Genomic DNA, 17927 nt, shown 5'->3' with positions numbered 1-17927 from the left:
AGCAACCAAACATATTATGCGTTATCTATCATTATTCAGGCAATGCTTGCCTGCCGCCCTGCTCATGACCGGAACGGTTGTGGTACAGGCACAAACCGGTGGCGGCAAACCGTTCACACTAACCGGGCAAATAACTGCTCCGCAATATACCGGTACACTTTATCTTCAGTATGAGCTGAACGACAGGGAAATGGCAACTGATTCCGTGTTGCTGCAAAAGGACGGGCGTTTCGTATTCAATGGCAGGTTAAGCCGGCCGGTATCAGCAAGCGTATATATGCAACCATCAGCTGCTAAATATATTTCCCGGCGTTTTTATTTAGAACCCGGGAAAGTTGAAATGAGGGCAACCGGTTCCCTCGATGCAGCCACGGTAACAGGTAGTCCCAATACAGCTGTGCTGGATGAATTTGTCAGGAATGGAGAAAAGTATGCAGCTGCTTTTACTTCCCTGAGCACACGGGCCTACTACAATCGTGGTATGAAAGATTCCGTACAGGCTATAGATGCGGAAAAAAAACAGGTGGAGATAAAATTTAATGAGGGAGTAGCCAGCATTATCAGGCAGCATCCAAACGCTTATGCATCCTGGGATATGGTGTACAGTTACCGCATAGGCCTGGATCCTGAAACGATCACTCCTTTGTTCGAGGCGCTCAGTGCCCGGTTTAAGAATTCGGAAGAGGGAAAAGCACTGGCAAAGCAGATCAGCAATGTCAGGAAAATAATGGTAGGCTCGCCCGCTCCGGATTTTATACAGGCAGATGTGGCAGGAAATACCATCAAACTATCTTCTTTCCGTGGTAAGTACACACTGGTTGATTTCTGGGCCAGCTGGTGTGGCATCTGCCGCGCAGAAAACCCAAATGTGCTGCGTGCCTATAATGCCTACAAAGATAAAGGCTTCACGGTGCTGGGCGTATCGCTGGATGATTCCCTGCACCGTCGTCAATGGTTACAGGCCATAAAGGATGACAACATGCCCTGGCAGCAGGTATCGGACCTGAAAGGAAGAAATAATGAAGCTGCTGTGCAATACGGTATCAAGGGGATTCCGCAGAATGTGCTCATAGACCCTGATGGTAAAATAATCGCCAAAAATAAACGTAACAGGGACCTGATGAATACGCTGATGAATATTTTTGACCAGGGATACAATATGCGCATGGATGGAAATATAACAGGTGAGAACAGCAGCAGGATCATTTTTAAATATTATAAAGACAATAAATACCAGTATGATACCGTACCTATTCACAACGGTAAATTTACCTGGCTGACTGAAATGCAGGAACCACAAAGGGTCAACGCAATCATCTTTCCCCAAAACGAGCAGTTTAGCTTTTTCTCCGATATTGGTTACCTGCAATTATCAGCTAACGTAGATTCATTACCCAACTTCAGTTTGGATGGCTCTGATATGCAGTATGAAGCTAACCGCTTCTATGTTACTACAAGGGAACTTAGCCAGGAGCAAAAGGAACTGCTGCAGCAACTCACTGATGCGCCACAGGAGGAAAAACCAAAAGTCGGAGAGCGGATCCTCACGCTGGCAAGAAGCCGGTACATGGAACATGTTGAGCAATATGTAAAGGCACATCCCAACAGTTTATTTTCATTACAACTGGTAAAAGATATGGCAGAAGATATTTCCGGCCCCAAATACAACATCGTTTATCCGCTTTATACATTGTTGCCGGAAGTAATCCGTGGAACGCCTTCAGGCAGACGAGTAGCTGAGATGTTGCCTGTGATGAAAAGAAGTGCAGAAGGAACCATGATTGCGGATTTATCCCAGGCTGATTCCAGCGGACATGAAGTTTCTCTTGCCGGCTTTAAAGGAAAGTATGTGCTGATAGATTTCTGGGCGAGCTGGTGTGGTCCCTGCCGTGCGGAGAATCCTAATTTGCTGAAAGCATATAATACCTTCAGGTCCCGGGATTTTACAATAATAGGCATCTCTCTCGACAGCGATGCCAGCAAATGGAAGAAAGCCATTAAAGAAGACAATCTGCCGTGGACACAATTGTCTGATCTGAAAGGCCGCGAAAATGCTATTGCACAATATTATAACGTACGTGGCATTCCCTGGAATATCCTGGTTGACCGCGACGGGAAAATTGTAGCTAAAGATTTAAGAGGCTTTGCCCTGGAGAAGAAATTGCAGGAGTTGATAAAATAATTTATTGTCCCAAAAGCGCGCCTGCCCGGGTCATACCCGGGCAGGCGCGCTTTTTAAAATATCACTATTTAAACAGGTGAACGGTAACACCTATTTCATAGGTACCGTCAACATAGGTTTTAATGCCTCCTGTTTGTGTGGTATACATCGCCTGTATGCCTACCATTTTCATAATATTCACACCAATACCTCCCGTAATACTTTTCGTGGTATGATACATGGTCATAACGTTGGCCACATCATTAAGAAAAGAAACGTTCACACCGGCATCAAGAATGTTATCAAAACCACGTACTCCACGGTAACAGATCTTAGGCTCAATGGAAGTGACGGCTTCATTTACTGTAAACTTGTACGAAGCTGCTGTAAAGAATATGCCGCCACCGTCTGCTTCTTTGTCGTCACCGGTAAACAGGCTTCTTACATTGGGCAGAGAGGCTTGTATGTTCAGCTTCTTATTCATATAGGCCATACCGTATTCAGCTTCGAAGTAATCATCCCGGCGGTTGAACGCGCCTACGGAGGGGTCGTTCGGGTCGCCATTCAGGTTCTTATAATCGATGCGTTGCACATTCCATACCATGGACAGGCCGAAGTGCAGTTGCTGGTCCTGGTTGCCCAGTGGCAGGTGATAGGCGTAGGTGAGGCCAATGCGTGTTCTGTTGATCAAACCCGCTATATCATTGAAAATATGTAAGCCTGCGCCCACCCTGTTGCCTACAGCATAGTCGGCGGAGAAGAACTTGGTAACCGGAGCGCCCTCGATGCCATTCCACTGGTTACGGTAGGCTGCATTCAGGTGCAACCCTTCTTCGGCACCAGCCATAGCAGGATTAGCCAGGTACTGATTCTGGAAGTACTGGGTGGCGGATGGCTCCAGTAAAGCCTTTGCATTACTGAGCGACTGGCCGCTGACCTGGCTGTTAATGCCGGCAGCCAATAAAAGGCCACCGGCAATGAGCGAACGTATATTGAGTTTATGGCTCATAATAGATAGTTGTTACTGAATTAATTTCTGTCTCTGATGATCGTGATATAACCTTTTGCTGTTTTCGCTCCACCGTCAATCGTTAAGATGTAGTAGTAAGTACCTTCTGCCAATGGGCTGCCATTCATAGTACCATCCCAGTCATTGCTGTAATTCCTGCGTGTGTATACAAGACGGCCTGTGCGGTCGAAGATCTTCACTTCATTATTCGGATAGCTATCCAGGTTCCGGATCACCCATCTATCATTCTTACCGTCTCCATTTGGTGTAAGGAGGTTTACTGCGTCTACCTTGAAGTCTGTCATTACCGTAACTGTGAAGTCGGCGGTATTGCTACAGCCTGCACTATTGCTTGCAGTAACACGATAAGTAGTGTTCTGCATTGGTCTTACTTTCAGAACAGCGCTTTGCCGGTCACTGATGATACCATCGGCATTATCCCACTGGTAACTGTTGCCGCCTGTTGCGCTGAGCTGTACAATATCTCCTTTGGAGATATTGCTGCCTTTATCGCTGCTGATGGTGATAGCTCCCAGCGTAGCCACTTCCATATTGAAGGAGCGGCGTAGAGTATCTGTACCGCCATTTGCCGTACCACCATTATCCCTGATAGTAACAGTTATGGAAGATATACCGGTAGCGTTACCTTTCAGCTGGTAAGTGATAAGACCTGCTGCGCTTATGCTCAGCTTATCGAAATTGGCAGCTTTGTTGGTGAAGATGCTAAAGCTATAGGTCTGTCCCGCTTCTACTGCAGAGGCGCCATTCAGTTGGATCGTGTGTTCCCGGCCGTCGGGGCAAATCGTTACATCGTTTATTGCAGCGAGGGTTGGCGCCTGGTTCACTGCTTTCACCTGTATAGTTACCGGTACAGCAGCACTGGTGTTCAATCCATCACTAACGGTAATAGCCAGGGTAACAGTGGTATTCACCCTGCTGTTCAGTTTTACCTGGTCTTTTACCAGGATGTTGCCATTGGCATCTATTGAGAAAGCGCCGTTGGAGTCATCAGCAGTGATGATCCAGTTCTGCAGGCTGCCTGCTGTTTCAGTAGCGGTCACTTTACCGGCCAGTGTGCCTGGTGCGCTTCTTTCCAGTATACTGAAGGCCAGTCCGCTGGTGATAATTGGTGCCGTGGCATCATAAGTCGCCGTAAGTGTGTTAGACGCTGTGTTGCCATTGGCTCCTGCGTTCTGTGCCTTATCAGCAGGAAGCTGAACTGTAACAATGCCGTCGGACGCAGGTATTATTGTTACTGTGTAAGTGATATTGTCTGTTGTTTGCAGGTTACCGGCCGTACCGTTAGTCACGGTGAAATCGCCTGCTGCCAGGCCGGTTACAGCTTCATTGAAAGCAACAGTCACTATAAACGGAGCATTCACACGCGTAGCGACAGCAGCAGATAATTGTACGGATGGAGATCCTGTTTGAATAAATACGCCGGAAGTATTGCCAACATTGTTCAGTGTTAACACCGCATTGTTGCCGGCAACATCTTTTATTACGGCGCCGTTCAATGTCAGCGTGCCCAACGCGATACCATCCGGATCCATATCCCCTGGTTGTACGGTGTAGCTGAATACCAGCCTGTTTGCCGTAGCGGTAGTGCAGGCCGCTTTAACCGTACCGGAGTTAAGGATAATATTAAGATAAGGAGCGCCGCTTGTATTAAGCTGGATGTTTTCACTGAAGGATACGGTAAAGTTCATTACATCACCGGCTTTATAATAACCGTTTGCCGGTACGGTTACTGCATTTACTATAGGCGCGGTATTGTCATAAGTAAAGTTGAGCCTGTTGGAAACTGTATTGCCATTGCCGCCGGTATTTACTGCCGCATTGGCGGGAAGCAATATGCTTACTGCACCATCTGCAGCTGGTGTTACCGTGAAGGTATAAGTGATGTTGTCTGTTGTTTGCAGGTTACCGGCCGTACCGTTTGTTATAGCGAAATCTCCTGCTGTAAGGCCTGTTATAGATTCACTGAACGCTGCTGTTACTGTGAATGGCGTATTCAGCAATGCATTGGCAGCGGAAGACAGTATTACAGTGGGATTGCTGGTGCTCACTCTTACATTGGCAGTATTCCCTATATTATTCAGTGTTGGCACCGCATCGTTGGTAGCAAGGTCCTTTATAGTGGAACCGTTAAGCGCCAATGAATTAACAGTGATACCATCCATATCATTGTCGCCGTTCTGTACGGTATAGCTGAAGTTCATTGCATTTGCACCGTTAGTACCGGTGTAAGCTGCATTGACCGTTGCCGATCCGATCGTGATACCCAGTGCTGGAGTGCCGCCAGTGGTATTAACGAGGATATCTTCGTCAAAGTTAACTGTAAAGCTCAGTATGGTACCTGCATTGTAGTACCCGTTTCCAGGAACCGCTACAGATGTAACCTTAGGGGCGATGCCATCATAAGTATTGGTTAATGTGTTGGAAGCCGCATTGCCATTGCTGCCTGTATTTATAGCTGCATCCGCCGGTACGCTGATGCTTACATTACCGCTGGAGGCAGGCGTAACCAGCATGGTGTAGGTGATATTGTCTGCGGTTTGCAGGTTACTTACCGTTGCATTCACCGCTGTAATACCGGCAGCAGTGAAGCCCGTTACCACCTCGCTGAAGGCGGCAGTTACCGTGTAAGGACCATTCACTATGGCTGGTGCTGCGGTAGACAATGTTACCGTTGGATGCTGCGTATTAACAAATATGCCTGTGGTATTGCCTGTATTATTTAATGCCAGGTTTGCATTGTTATTGGCGGCGTCATGAATGGTACTGCCATTTAGCAACAGGGAGCTTACTGCAATTCCATCCATATCCATATCTCCATTCACTACAGTATATCTGAAGTTCAACGCATCTGTACCGGAAGTGCCGGTATAAGTAGCATTTACCGTTGATGAACCAATGATAAGGCCCAGCTGGGGAGTACCGCCGCTTGTATTCAGTATGATATTTTCACTGAAGGATACCTTGAAATTCAATACATCACCAGCTTTATAGTACCCGTTTGTTGGTACGGCTACTGCATTTACGATTGGCTTAGTGCCATCGTATGTAAAGTTAAGTGTGTTGGAAGCGAGGTTAGCGTTACCTCCAACATTAACTGCTGCATTAGTAGGTATCTGTACGCTTACAGGACCATCGGTACCTGGTGTTACCGTTAAGGTGAAAGTGATATTGTCCGGAGATGTAAGACCGGAAACAGTGGCATTGGTGAGTGAGAAATCGCTTTCGGTCAGTACTGTCACCGGCTCGCTAAAAGTAGCTGTTACAGTGAATGGCCCATTGATCAATGCGTTGGCAGCAGAAGTCAATACTACGGTCGGATTGACAGTGTTTATCCTGACATTAGCAGTATTCCCTATGTTAGTCAGCGTTGGCACAGCATTGTTGGTAGCAAGATCTTTTATTGCGGAACCATTAAGTACAAGTGAATTAACAGTGAGGCCATCCATATCATTATCCCCGTTTACTACCGTATAACTGAAGTTGAGTCCTCTTGCGGTGGAAACACCTGTATAGGTAGCATTCACAGTAGTGGTGCCGATAGTAAGGGTGAGATAAGGGGGACCGCCGATGGCATCCAGTTGGATGTCCTCATCGAAGTTGACGGTAAAGTTCAGCACTTGTCCAGCTCTGTAATATTGATCTGCCGGTACGGTTACAGATGCAACAGTTGGCTGGGTGATATCGTAGGTAACGCTCAGCGTATTGGAAGCCGCGTTACCATTGTCGCCGATATTTACTGTTTTATCTGCCGGTAAGGCAATGCTTACAGGGCCTTCGGCGAGTGGCGTTACTGTTAATGTATAAGTGATATTATCTGTGGTGTAAAGGCCGCTAAGCCCCGCAGACACTGTGGTGAAATCACCCATCGTAAGGCCGTTCACCGGCTCGCTGAAAGTAACAGTAACAACAAATGGCATATTAACATAACTGGCCGCAGTAGTAGATAGCGTTACTGTAGGGATAGCAGTATTTACCCGTACAAATGTTGTGTTGCCAATATTATTCAATGCCAGGTCAGCGTTGTTAGTCGCATCATCCCTGATGGTAGCGCCATTTAATGACAGGGTGCTTACATTGATGCCATCCATGTCCATGTCGCCGCTTTGTACTGTGTAACTGAAGTTTAGCCCATTCGTACCGTTGGTGCCGGTACAGGTGGCGTTAGCAATTGCAGTACCGATGTTGAGCCCCAGTGAAGGAACACCGCCGGTTGTATTCAGCGTGATGTCTTCGCTGAATCTGACAATGAAGTCGAGCGTTGTACCTGCTTTGTAGTACCCGTTTGCGGGCACCGCTACGGCCGTAACTGTTGGGACGGTACCATCAAAGGTATTATTGAGCGTGTTGGAAGCAGTATTGTCGTTGCCGCCGATATTTACTGCCGCACCTGCCGGTAAGCTGATGCTTACGGCGCCGTTGGAGGTAGGCGAAACCAATACGGTATAGGTGATATTGTCTGTAGTAAGTGGGGCGCTGACGGTTGCATTTGTTACACTGAAATCATCCCCGGCCAAACCTGTTACGGCTTCGCTGAAGACAATAGTGATATAGAAAGGAGCATTTACTAATGCTGGCGCTGTTGTAGACAGTGTTGCGGATGGATGCTGTGTATTGACAAATATACCTGTGGTATTGGCCACATTATTCAATGCCGGGTTTGCATTGTTACTGACAATGTCTTCAATGGTACTGCCATTAAGCAGGAGAGCGCTTACTGCAATACCATTCATATCCATGTCGCCATTCACCACAGTATAACTGAAATTCAATGCATCTGTACCTGCCATGCCGGTATAGGTAGCATTTACGGTAGATGAGCCAAAGGTAAGACTCAGTTGAGGATTGCCGCCGGTTGTATTCAGCGTAATGCTTTCGCTGAAATGAACAGTGAAGTCCATTATGGAAGATGCTTTATAATAACCATTGGGTGGTACATCTACTGATGTTACTGAAGGGGGAGTAGCATCATTGATGCGGGACAGCGTGTTGGAGGCGTTGTTGCCATTGGCGGCGATATTCTCTGCCACATCGGCGGCTATGTTCACGGTTACAGCGCCATCAGTAGTTGGTGAAACTGTTATGGCATAAGTACGGGAGTCAATAGTAGTAAAATTAGTTACGGTACCATTGGAAACGGTCACATCGCCTGCCACAAAGTTGATTACGGATTCGCTGAAAGTGATGGTAGCATTGAATGGTGCATTTATAATAGCAGGGGCAGTGCTTGTAACCGCTACGGCCGGATGTGATGTGTTTACACGTACATTCGCCGTAGAGGCAATGTTGTGAAGTGTGAGATCGGCAATATTGGTAGCAATATCGCGAATGCCTGAACCATTGAGCAGAAGCGCATTTACTGAGATGCCGTCCATATCCGTATCGCCGTCCATTACGGTATAACTGAAGGTGATACTGTTGTTGGTAGCGCTGCTGTAAACAGCATCCGCGCCCGCCGATCCTATACCGAGTTTAAGCTCCGGTGAACCACCCGTGAGGTCCAGTGTGATGTTCTCATTGAAGTTAACCGTGAAGGTTAATGCTTCTCCTGCTTTATAGTAGCGTGGTGTTGGTACAGATACAGAAGTAACTACCGGACGTGTTACGTCATAGGTATACACTAAGGTATTGGAAGGGGTGTTCGGGTTATGCCCAATGTTTTGAGCTGCATTTGAAGGAAGACTGATCGGCCGGGTACCTTCGGAAGCTGGGGTCATCAACACCTTATAAGTGATATTGTCGGAGGTTGACAGGGAGCTTACCGTTGTATTCAGCACACTGAAATCGCTTACGGTAAGGCCGGACACCGGTTCACTGAAGGTAGCCGTAACAAAAAACGGTGCATTGGTTGGCATAGGCACAGTTGATAATGTTACAGACGGTATGGAGGTGTTTACCCTTACCAGGGCAGTTGAGGCAACGTTCTGTAATGTGGTGGATGCATCGTTACCCAGTGCATCTTTGATAGTGCCGCCGTTGTTTTGTAATAGTGGTGCTACAGTGATACCGTCCATGTCCATTTGGTCAAACTGTACAGCATAGCGGAATGTTAATTCATCGGTACCGGTCCCGCCAATATATGAAGCCTCTACCATATCAGCGCCAATAATCAGGTTGATATATGGAATACCTGTGGTTTGGTCTACAATAACCACCTGATCATATTTTACTTTAAAGCTAAGGGTCTTATAAATTCCGTAGTAGTCGTTTGCCGGCACAGTGACGCTTATGATTTGTGGACCGGTGGCAGCTGTTGCAGGAGAAGAAGGATCTTTGAAATGCCTGTCGGCTGCAAAGCTGCTGGAACCAACCAGTATAAGGAAAAGTATCAGCAGGTTCCTGTTGATAGCCCGGATAAATAGGTCGCTCATATAAAACTGTTAAATGCAGGGGAAAGGGTTTTGCCAGCCAGTCACTGGTGCTTTCACAGCATAGCGCATTCCTGCTCCCTGATCAAGAATTAATTTGTTTACGTTATTATTGGTTGTACTGATCTTGATAATTTTGACTGCAGGTAATCTGGTGAGGGATAAAGTTCTCTTGTTACCCTGGTCCATCTGTCCCATCAGTACGGAGTTGTTATTTTACTTTGATCGGCTAAGGTTGATCCATAGAATCGGTTTTAATGAGGGTTTAATTTATATAACTGGTTTTCTGAACGCTGTGAATTGCCTTGCCCCGGTTGGTTGCTGCCGTATTGGTTATACAAACGGCACTTACATGCGGATCTTTGTATTGGTAAACCTGATAACCGGTATCCGTGAACGCGACACGAAACTCCGGTCCTGCTCCAACCACCAGGGTAGACGGCAAAAAGATAAGTATGAGAGATAAAATAGCGGCATTCTTTGAAAAATGCCTTCTGTTTTGTGTATGCATAGGCCAGGTATCTTACGACACAATAAAATGAGCTCCAAAAAACAGATGTAAAATTAGCTTCCCTCTAAACGGCAGAATATTACGTTTGGGTTGAGCGGTTTTCAAAAGATGAGGGTTAAAACTTGTTGCGAAAAGTGCTGGACAAATGTATATCTTCTTTTTTTCAGGAGCAAGTAAAATTTAACCGGCAAAGCCACTCATAGAGAGTGGCTTTGGGGGCTGCGCGGCCCTTGTTGATTTATACCGTAATAAAGCTGGATAAGTAAATTGAATCAGAATCCAAACTTACCGTTGTTGTTCTTCCATTCCTCTTTGGCAGGAATTTCTTCAATTGTATCCCAATGTTCTGCTATTTTCCCATTTTCTACCCTGAACAGGTCATAGAAAGAATTATGTTTACCTCCCAGCTGACCTTCACTTACAACAAGCACAAAGTTGCCTTCGCCTAACACCTGGTGTATTTTATCGTATTTCATGGTAATCCCTGCTTTGGCCATCTCACCTAATGCTTTTCCTAAACCGGAAAGCTGGTCAGGGATCAGGGGATTATGCTGGATGTAATTATCACCATCAAAGTAACCTGCTAACTTTTCCATCCGGCCGTTCACCAGGATATCATCTACAAATGTTCTTACCAATGTTTTGTTGGCTGCTGTTTTATCCAGGTCTGTTATCTGTGTTGCGCCATCCGTCATGGTATGACCACTGGGGTTAGGGCCTGCTGTTGTTTGCAGGTTATCCCAATGCTCCACGATCTTTCCATCTTCAAAACGGAAAACATCAAAACCAATCTTAGGGCCAAAGAAGTTATAATCAGTATGTGCAAATACATAGTTCCCATCTTCAAAAACCCTCACGGTAGTTACTTTTGCGGAACCTTTTGGCAGTTGCTGAAGGGCTGCGCCAAAGCCAGCCAAACCGTCTGCAACTGCCAGGTTATGTTGCTTGTAGTTGTTCGGATTGATGACGGCAACCGGTGCTGCTGCACCTGTTTCAATTGCTTTTAAAAGGTCGGTGACCTGCTGTTTTTTTGTGCTCATACCTGTATTGTTTATATGTGACGTGTTTGTGAGTTTGGGTGAACATGAAGTAATGCTGATGACTGCAGCTATTTGCCATGTTGTTTTTAGTGCTTTCATTCTTCTTTTTTTGTGGTACAAAGATGGCACAAGTAAAAAGGCCGGGAAAGGTAGAAAAGGGAAGAAGAATGATACTTTTGGGAACTTACCGATGAAGGCAGGCTGCCCTGAACTCGATAGGGGTCTTTTCTGTATGCTTACGGAAGTACTTAATGAAATTGGTAGGTTCTTCAAAGCCAAGATCGTAGCCAATTTCTTTAATGGAAAGATGCGTATGGGTAAGCAACCGTTTGGCTTCCAGCATTACTCTCTCATCTATAATAGTTTTGGGCGACTTACCCATTGTTTTGGAGGTGGCATTGGTCAGACGTTTCTCTGATATATTCATCCGGGAAGCATAGCCACTTACTGATTTAAGGGTTTTGAAATGTGCTGCCAGCAAGTCTCTGAATAATATTGTATAGTCAAGGTCGGGGCCTTTGGCGATCTCTTTAAAGCCTTGCTTTCTCCTTTCTCTTTCTGCAAGTAAAAGCAGGTTATGAAGCAGGTTGTGCAAGAGCTGGTAATGGTAGACATCATTGTCTTTTGTTAGCTCTGTTTCAATAGCATTGAAAATAACCTGTAATGAAGGAGAAGAGGCAACACTGATAACAGGAATATCCAGGAGGTCATTGAAAAGAATTGTACTGTGCAGGTACATTGCATCTTCTGCCGTTTTCCCAAAAAAGTTATCTGTAAATAACAGGAGCTTACCATCATGCCTGCTCCTGGTATCAATTGCCTGTACCCTGTCTTTGTTAACAAAGAGAAAGGAAGGTCCTTTTACCTTTACAGGCTCAAAGTCTATAAGATATTCAGCAGTTCCCTTTTGTACCCAAAAAATATGATAGAACTCCGCCCTGTGAGGTATAGCAATAGTATCGCGGTGTTTTGCAACGGTATCTGCAATTGAAATAATTTCAATTTCCAAGGGAAGCCCTGCTTTAAATTTTACCTGCGTGATTGCCGATTGCATACACAAAAGTATTGGTTTTTCAGATCAGTTGTCTGATTGGTGATAAAGAATATTCTGGCTAAATTTGAAGGAAATTCCCAATATTGAATAAAGATAGAATATCTAACATTATATCAGGGATCAGGCGTTATTACCATGTTTCAGAAGCTTCTCTTGATCTGCTGGCCGGGCATTTGGAAGAACATAAGTATTCCAAAGGGCAGTTGCTTACCAGGCCTGGTACAAAAGACCATTATGTATATTTTATAGAAGAAGGATGTACCCGCACTTATTTTCCTGTAAAAGGAAAGGAGGTAACTAACTGGTTTAGTTGTGAAGGTGATATTACTTTTTCATCTACCTCATTTTATCATAAGATGCCCGCTTATGAATTTATAGAAGTACTGGAAGATGCCAGCATATATTTGATCAGCATTGAAATCCTGGAGCAACTATTCGCATCGGATATAGACCTGGCCAACTGGGGCAGGGTAATTCACCAGGAAGTATTATTTAAAATGCAAACTTTGCGGCTGGATAGATTAAATCTTACAGCGCATGAACGGTATGATAAATTTTGCCGGGAAAATCCTACTCTTTTAAACCGGGTAAATTTAGGCTACATGGCTTCCTTTCTTGGTATCACCCAACAGTATTTAAGTAATTTGAGGGCGCAGAACAGGATTTTAAGATAGATGAAAAAAAAGCTGCCAAAAGGATTTTACCTTCGGAAAATAAATACATGAAATGAAGTCTGAGATAGAAAAATGCCTTGATGGACAGCTGTTCAATACCTCTGATAGTGAAATTCAGTCGCTTATTCACAGGGCAAGAAAACTTACCCGGGAATACAATAGTACAGCCAGTGATGATACTTCCAGCCGAAAAGAAATATTATCGCAGTTATTCAATATTATCGGAAGTAATGTGAATATTGATACGCCATTTTATTGTGATTATGGCAAGCATATTTCCATTGGCAATAATGTTATTATTAATATCAACTGCACCTTTGTTGATTGCAATAAGATTGAAATAGGTAACAATGTACTGATCGCTTCCAATGTACAGATATACACTGCCACACACCCGGTAGAAATGCAGGAACGATTGGTGGAAGGTTGGACAGGGAATAAAGAGATCCCCTATTTCCGCACTTTCGCACTGCCGGTTAAAATAGAGGATAATGTGTGGATAGGAGGTGGAGTAATTATACTACCCGGTGTAACCATCGGAAGAAACGCTGTAATAGGCGCCGGTAGCGTTGTAACCAGGTCTATCCCTGAAAATTGTGTAGCCTTTGGCAATCCGTGCCGGCCAGTGCGTTCAATCAATGAATCAGGAGAGTAAATTCCCTGTTACTGTTTCAGGTAATGATGCGCCACACATCCGGATTTGAAAGGGATGGTTTCAACCAGCTTTAAATTAATGTTTTCATGAAGACTGCCATCATCCATCAATCGTCTGCCTTTCCCCACTATTACCGGATGAATAACTAAGCGGAATTCATCGATAAGACCTGCTGTTATCAATTCCGGAAGCAGGCTTACGCTGTCTACCGCAATTTTTTGCCCGGGTTGCTGTTTCAGTTTAAGAAGCTCTTCTACGGGATTACTACGAATGATCCGCGTATTATCCTGTACACTGTCTAATGTCCGCGAAATAACAACTTTGTTGATAGAAGTAAGTTTTTCCGCAAACCTGTTTTCATCTGCTGTGCCGGATTGGTTTTTGGCAACGTCAGACCAATAGGGGAACATGAGCTGGTACATAACGCGGCCGAAAAAGATCAGGTCTACGCCGTCCATCATTCCTGTGAAATAGTCATGAAGCTCCGCATCAGGAGTAGGAAAAGTATGATCACAATACCCATCCAGGCTGATGTTCAAACCGAAAATTACAGTTCTCATTTTAGTGGCTTTGTTGGATTAGAGATATAAGCCAAAAATAAGACATGACATTAAATATGGGGAGGGCAATCCGGACAAAAAAAGGGACTTTCAGGCCAAAGAATATCTTCCTGGCTCTATTTTCCCCGAGCCATCAACGAATCGGATTTGGCAGCAATCCTGCGCAGAATCCATGTCCGTATCAAAAATAATTTTTACATTTTGTGCTAACGCCGGATGAAATAACAACAGGTTAATGATCAGTAAACCGATATACTTCGTTCGTTTCATAATGTCAGTAAAAAGCCGTCCCATTCTGCAATGGGACGGCTCCTTGTGTTTAGATTTTAATAATCCGGAAGGTTTTGTTTTTCTTGTCGCCTTCCAGTATCAGCATATAAGTGCCTGCTGCCAAAGCGCTGATGTCTTTGCTGATTTGCCGTTCACCTTTCTGAATATTCCATTGCCGCAATATATTGCCCCGGATATTCAGCAGGGTCAGCCGCCGGTACGATTGACCACGCAGGTCTATGGTCAGTTGCCCGTTGGTTGGATTGGGATAAAGGACAGGCCCTTTGCTATCTGTTTCTGCCGCAGGATATTCCGCTTTGCTGTAAGCCATACGGGCTGCGGGTTCGTTTGCCGCGCAATTATCAATACTGAACCAGTTAAATTTCGGGCTGCCAGACAGTATATGCACGCCGGTATAATTGAGTGCCGGCAGCCTGATGGTATCCGTAACCGTTTGCCATACACCACCGGTGGATGGTATATAGATAGTATCAAATTTATAGGTACTGTGACCGATCCATATTTTAGACGGAGCTGTGGACAATACCCTGAAACTGATATTGTATCTGCCGGCTACAGGCACCACCAGGTTACTGTATGCGAACCAGTCGCCCGCTTTCAGGCTGGTAAAGTTTTGTCCCCCTCCTGTGTCTGTACAGGTTTCCAGTACCGGCCCGGGAGCGCGGTTGGAAGCGCTTTCGGCCTCGTATTTATTATTAACGGTACAGGTATAATCAACGTTTACAACAGCGCTGTCGGATATACCATTTCCTGTGGCTATGATGGCGAATGTTCCGGGCGTTGCACCGGCAGTAAAGACGCCGTTTGTATCGATGCTGTTTCCTGTGCCGGTGATACTCCAGTTCGCCTTAAAGGTATAAGGGTTGTTGTACTGGTCATATCCTTTTGCCGCGTATTGCTGGGAGGCACGCAGTGGTACCGTTAACGAATCCGGTGTGATCACAATGCGCGTAAGCGCAGGAGGAGTAATTACATGCACGATAGCGGTGTCTTGTTTATTTCCGTCGGTAGCCATCACCAGGTAATCACCTGCAACATTGCCATTAAACAAACCGCCGCTGCTGATACTGCCACTGCTAGAGGCGGACCATACCGGCAACACAGGTAACTGGCTACTGTCCTGCGCATATCCTGTTGCAGTAAACTGCTGGACCTGTCCTAAAGTAATGGTTGCGCTGTCTGGTTTTACCACAATGCGCTCAAGATGAACAGAGTCTGCGTAAATAATGCGCAGCCAGTTGAAGTTCCATCCGTCTTTGTTGGCGATAATGCGGATGGTTTGCTGACCTTGTTCCAATCGTATAGGCGCTGACGTAACAGTGACCCATTTCTGCCATCCGCCACTTGCCGGCAGGCTTACCGTTTGCAGTGTGGTGGTATCCAGTTGAACACGGAGACTGGAAGCGCTGTTGGCGGCAACACGAAACTGTATCCTGTAGGTGTCGCACACCGGCACATTAATATCGTACTCAAACCAGGTACCGGATCCTATATAGCTCATATCGAGTCCTCCTCCAACGTCTGAGCAGGGTTCTGTGCGATTGGAATTACTATTGTCGAAATTTTCCGCTTCTATTTTAGCGGGTATGAGCTTGTAGTTGGCAGTGCGCCGGTTCACAAAGGCCTTGCCGGTCTTGGTGGTGCTGTCTACGGTAGCAGTGGCAATTACCTGCCCTGAATTGTTCAACGTAGCAAGCCCGTTGGCCGTTATCGTATTACCCGTGCCGGTGATGCTCCATACCGGTGTAATAGCTATGGTATGGCCGTTTTGGTCCAGGGCGCTGGCAGTATACTGTTGCTGCTTCCCTGGTAGGAATGACAGGTCTGCCGGTGTTACCGTGATGCTGTCTAATACCGGTGTACCAAGGCCTTTCTGGTAAACGCGTGCATAGTCTACCAGCATACTGTCCGGCCAGTCGGCCTCCACAATTGAGCCGCCCATTCCCCCGCCAATAGCCAGGTTCAGGATGAGATGGAATTTCTGATCAAAGGGCCAGTCTTTCCAGTCGGTATGCGGGTTGGCGTAAGACAGGATCTGCGTGGTGTCATATATGAACCTGATGGTATCCGGCGCCCATTCCATAGTGTATACATGGTATACAGTATCAGCATCCATCAGTTTTTTGCTGTTACTGATACCTCCGCCATTGGTCCAGTTATGGTTTTGTGTGTGAATGGTTGACAATACTGTTCCGAAGTTATTGCCAACATGCTCCATAACATCCAGTTCCCCGCTTTTAGGCCATCCGCCATAGGCGCTGGTGGTGGGCATCAGCCATATAGCAGGCCAGGAGCCGCGCGCGCGTGGCAGCCTGGCTCTCACTTCAACCCTGCCATAAAGGAAATCAAATTTGCCTTGTGTAATGAGCCGGGCGGAAGACCAGGGCTCAGCAGTGTTCCCCGTGGGGAAATCTTTTTTCCCGGTGATCACCAAACGGCCGTTCCTCACCTGGGCATTATCGCGGGTTGTATCTGTATATACCTGTTGTTCCCCGTTGATCCATCCTTTGGGGCGCGGATCCACTGTCCATTTGGTGCGGTCGGGTTTTCCACTGCCATTGAATTCATCTGCGAATACCAGTGTCCAGTTGGGATTGCCTTCAAATAGCACGTTTCCTTTTGCCGTATAGCTGGCAACGTTAGCCGTGGTCAGCTCTGCACCGGCAATACTGAGTTTCAGGGTGGTCCTTGAATAATTGGCCGGAGAATTTCCGCTGAGCGTAATACTTGCCGTGCTGTCATTCACCCGTTGAACACTGCTGATAGTAACTCCTGGCGGCAAATTAAGGGCCGACCAGTTAGAGGGTGTCAGCGTTGGCCTCAGTGTGCCTCCTATTACGGATGCCGTCAGCACCGCCCCGTTCTCATGTCCCATCAGGATGGTGGTATCTTTTAACACAATGGCGGTGGGGTTTGGTCCCTGTATCAGGTCGAAATACAGGATACCATTCGCTTTTTTGCCATCAATGTATTGTATGGCGATGGTGCTGAAATCTGTCCGGGTCTTCACGCTCTGGAAATTATAGGTGGCTTCTTCCCAGTGGTTCACACGGGAAGGCTTGAAGGTAAAGAAGACGGCTTTGCTATAGTTGTTGCCGGGTTGCAGTTTGAACATAATTTCATCCAGCGTGCTGCTGTATACGAGCATTTTGAATGTACTGTTGGTAGAGAGATCAAACGAATCTCTCAGCTGACAGCTCGCGCTCATATACTCAAAGCAGCTGGTGTCTTTTGTGAATTTGGCTACCAGCGGACTGGTATTCAGGCCTGAAGGATCAGGATTGGCTACGCCAAACTCCACTTTGCCGGTAGTGGTATTGCCGGCATAATAAGTCCATTTGCCGGAGCAGAGGCCATGCCCCTCCATATCGTCCAGCAGTAGGTATTGCGCGTTAAGTGTGCTGCACAGCAAACATAACGGGAGCAATAATAAAGGGAATATTTTCAACCGGTTGCTGCAAACCTGCAGCAACCAGGTAGTACGTCGCAAAGAGGTCCTTTTGCGGGCGTCAGATCTTGGTTTGCTCGTTTTCATAACGTTTCATTTTAGGGTGGAATAGCCGGTACAGCTGTTAGCCGTACCGGC

9 protein-coding genes are annotated in these 17927 nt (G+C 46.1%); 3 read left to right on the top strand and 6 right to left on the bottom strand.

Going from position 1 to position 17927, the window contains the following annotated elements; all coding sequences use genetic code 11:
• Positions 1 to 16: 16 nt before the first annotated feature.
• Positions 17 to 2182, top strand: a complete 2166-nt coding sequence (locus FN124_RS04480; protein ID WP_142683571.1) for a redoxin domain-containing protein — start codon at positions 17 to 19, stop codon at positions 2180 to 2182.
• Between the two features lie 64 nt (positions 2183 to 2246).
• Here the strand turns inward: FN124_RS04480 and FN124_RS04475 are convergent, their stop codons facing one another.
• From FN124_RS04475 to FN124_RS04460, 4 genes are all read right to left on the bottom strand, one after another.
• Positions 2247 to 3170 carry a PorP/SprF family type IX secretion system membrane protein gene (locus tag FN124_RS04475; RefSeq protein ID WP_142683570.1) on the bottom strand — a complete coding sequence of 308 codons (924 nt, stop codon included), beginning with the start codon at positions 3168 to 3170 and terminating at the stop codon, positions 2247 to 2249.
• Positions 3171 to 3190: 20 nt separating this feature from the next.
• On the bottom strand, positions 3191 to 9559 hold the full coding sequence (locus FN124_RS04470) for an Ig-like domain-containing protein (protein ID WP_142683569.1): 6369 nt from the start codon (positions 9557 to 9559) through the stop codon (positions 3191 to 3193).
• Between the two features lie 780 nt (positions 9560 to 10339).
• On the bottom strand, positions 10340 to 11107 hold the full coding sequence (locus tag FN124_RS04465; RefSeq protein ID WP_142683568.1) for a nuclear transport factor 2 family protein: 768 nt from the start codon (positions 11105 to 11107) through the stop codon (positions 10340 to 10342).
• 184 nt (positions 11108 to 11291) lie between these two features.
• Entirely contained in the window at positions 11292 to 12161 is an 870-nt protein-coding gene (locus tag FN124_RS04460) for a helix-turn-helix domain-containing protein (protein ID WP_142683567.1), read from the bottom strand.
• An 83-nt stretch (positions 12162 to 12244) separates the two neighbouring features.
• On the opposite strand from FN124_RS04460, the gene FN124_RS04455 reads away from it, so the two are divergent.
• Both FN124_RS04455 and FN124_RS04450 read left to right on the top strand, forming a co-directional pair.
• Positions 12245 to 12835, top strand: a complete 591-nt coding sequence (locus FN124_RS04455; protein WP_142683566.1) for a Crp/Fnr family transcriptional regulator — start codon at positions 12245 to 12247, stop codon at positions 12833 to 12835.
• Between the two features lie 52 nt (positions 12836 to 12887).
• Positions 12888 to 13490 carry a sugar O-acetyltransferase gene (locus tag FN124_RS04450; protein WP_142683565.1) on the top strand — a complete coding sequence of 201 codons (603 nt, stop codon included), beginning with the start codon at positions 12888 to 12890 and terminating at the stop codon, positions 13488 to 13490.
• Positions 13491 to 13498: 8 nt separating this feature from the next.
• Here FN124_RS04450 and FN124_RS04445 read toward each other — a convergent pair whose 3' ends face one another.
• A complete protein-coding gene (locus tag FN124_RS04445) occupies positions 13499 to 14050 on the bottom strand; it encodes a dihydrofolate reductase family protein (protein ID WP_142683564.1) in 552 nt (183 codons plus the stop codon).
• Positions 14051 to 14369: 319 nt separating this feature from the next.
• Positions 14370 to 17876: a carbohydrate-binding protein gene (locus FN124_RS04440; RefSeq protein WP_142683563.1), complete on the bottom strand. Its 3507-nt coding sequence runs from the start codon at positions 17874 to 17876 to the stop codon at positions 14370 to 14372.
• Positions 17877 to 17927: the final 51 nt, after the last annotated feature.

This window comes from Chitinophaga polysaccharea, assembly GCF_902150045.1.
Classification (GTDB): domain Bacteria; phylum Bacteroidota; class Bacteroidia; order Chitinophagales; family Chitinophagaceae; genus Chitinophaga; species Chitinophaga polysaccharea_A.
The sequence above is the reverse complement of the archived record's forward strand: the minus strand, read 5'-3'. Positions and strand labels throughout refer to the sequence as shown.

Coding starts and splice junctions, on each gene's coding strand:
- FN124_RS04480 (WP_142683571.1), top strand. CDS start 17: ATGCGTTATCTATCATTATTCAGGCAATGCTTGCCTGCCGCCCTGCTC.
- FN124_RS04475 (WP_142683570.1), bottom strand. CDS start 3,170: ATGAGCCATAAACTCAATATACGTTCGCTCATTGCCGGTGGCCTTTTA.
- FN124_RS04470 (WP_142683569.1), bottom strand. CDS start 9,559: ATGAGCGACCTATTTATCCGGGCTATCAACAGGAACCTGCTGATACTT.
- FN124_RS04465 (WP_142683568.1), bottom strand. CDS start 11,107: ATGAGCACAAAAAAACAGCAGGTCACCGACCTTTTAAAAGCAATTGAA.
- FN124_RS04460 (WP_142683567.1), bottom strand. CDS start 12,161: ATGCAATCGGCAATCACGCAGGTAAAATTTAAAGCAGGGCTTCCCTTG.
- FN124_RS04450 (WP_142683565.1), top strand. CDS start 12,888: ATGAAGTCTGAGATAGAAAAATGCCTTGATGGACAGCTGTTCAATACC.
- FN124_RS04445 (WP_142683564.1), bottom strand. CDS start 14,050: ATGAGAACTGTAATTTTCGGTTTGAACATCAGCCTGGATGGGTATTGT.
- FN124_RS04440 (WP_142683563.1), bottom strand. CDS start 17,876: ATGAAAACGAGCAAACCAAGATCTGACGCCCGCAAAAGGACCTCTTTG.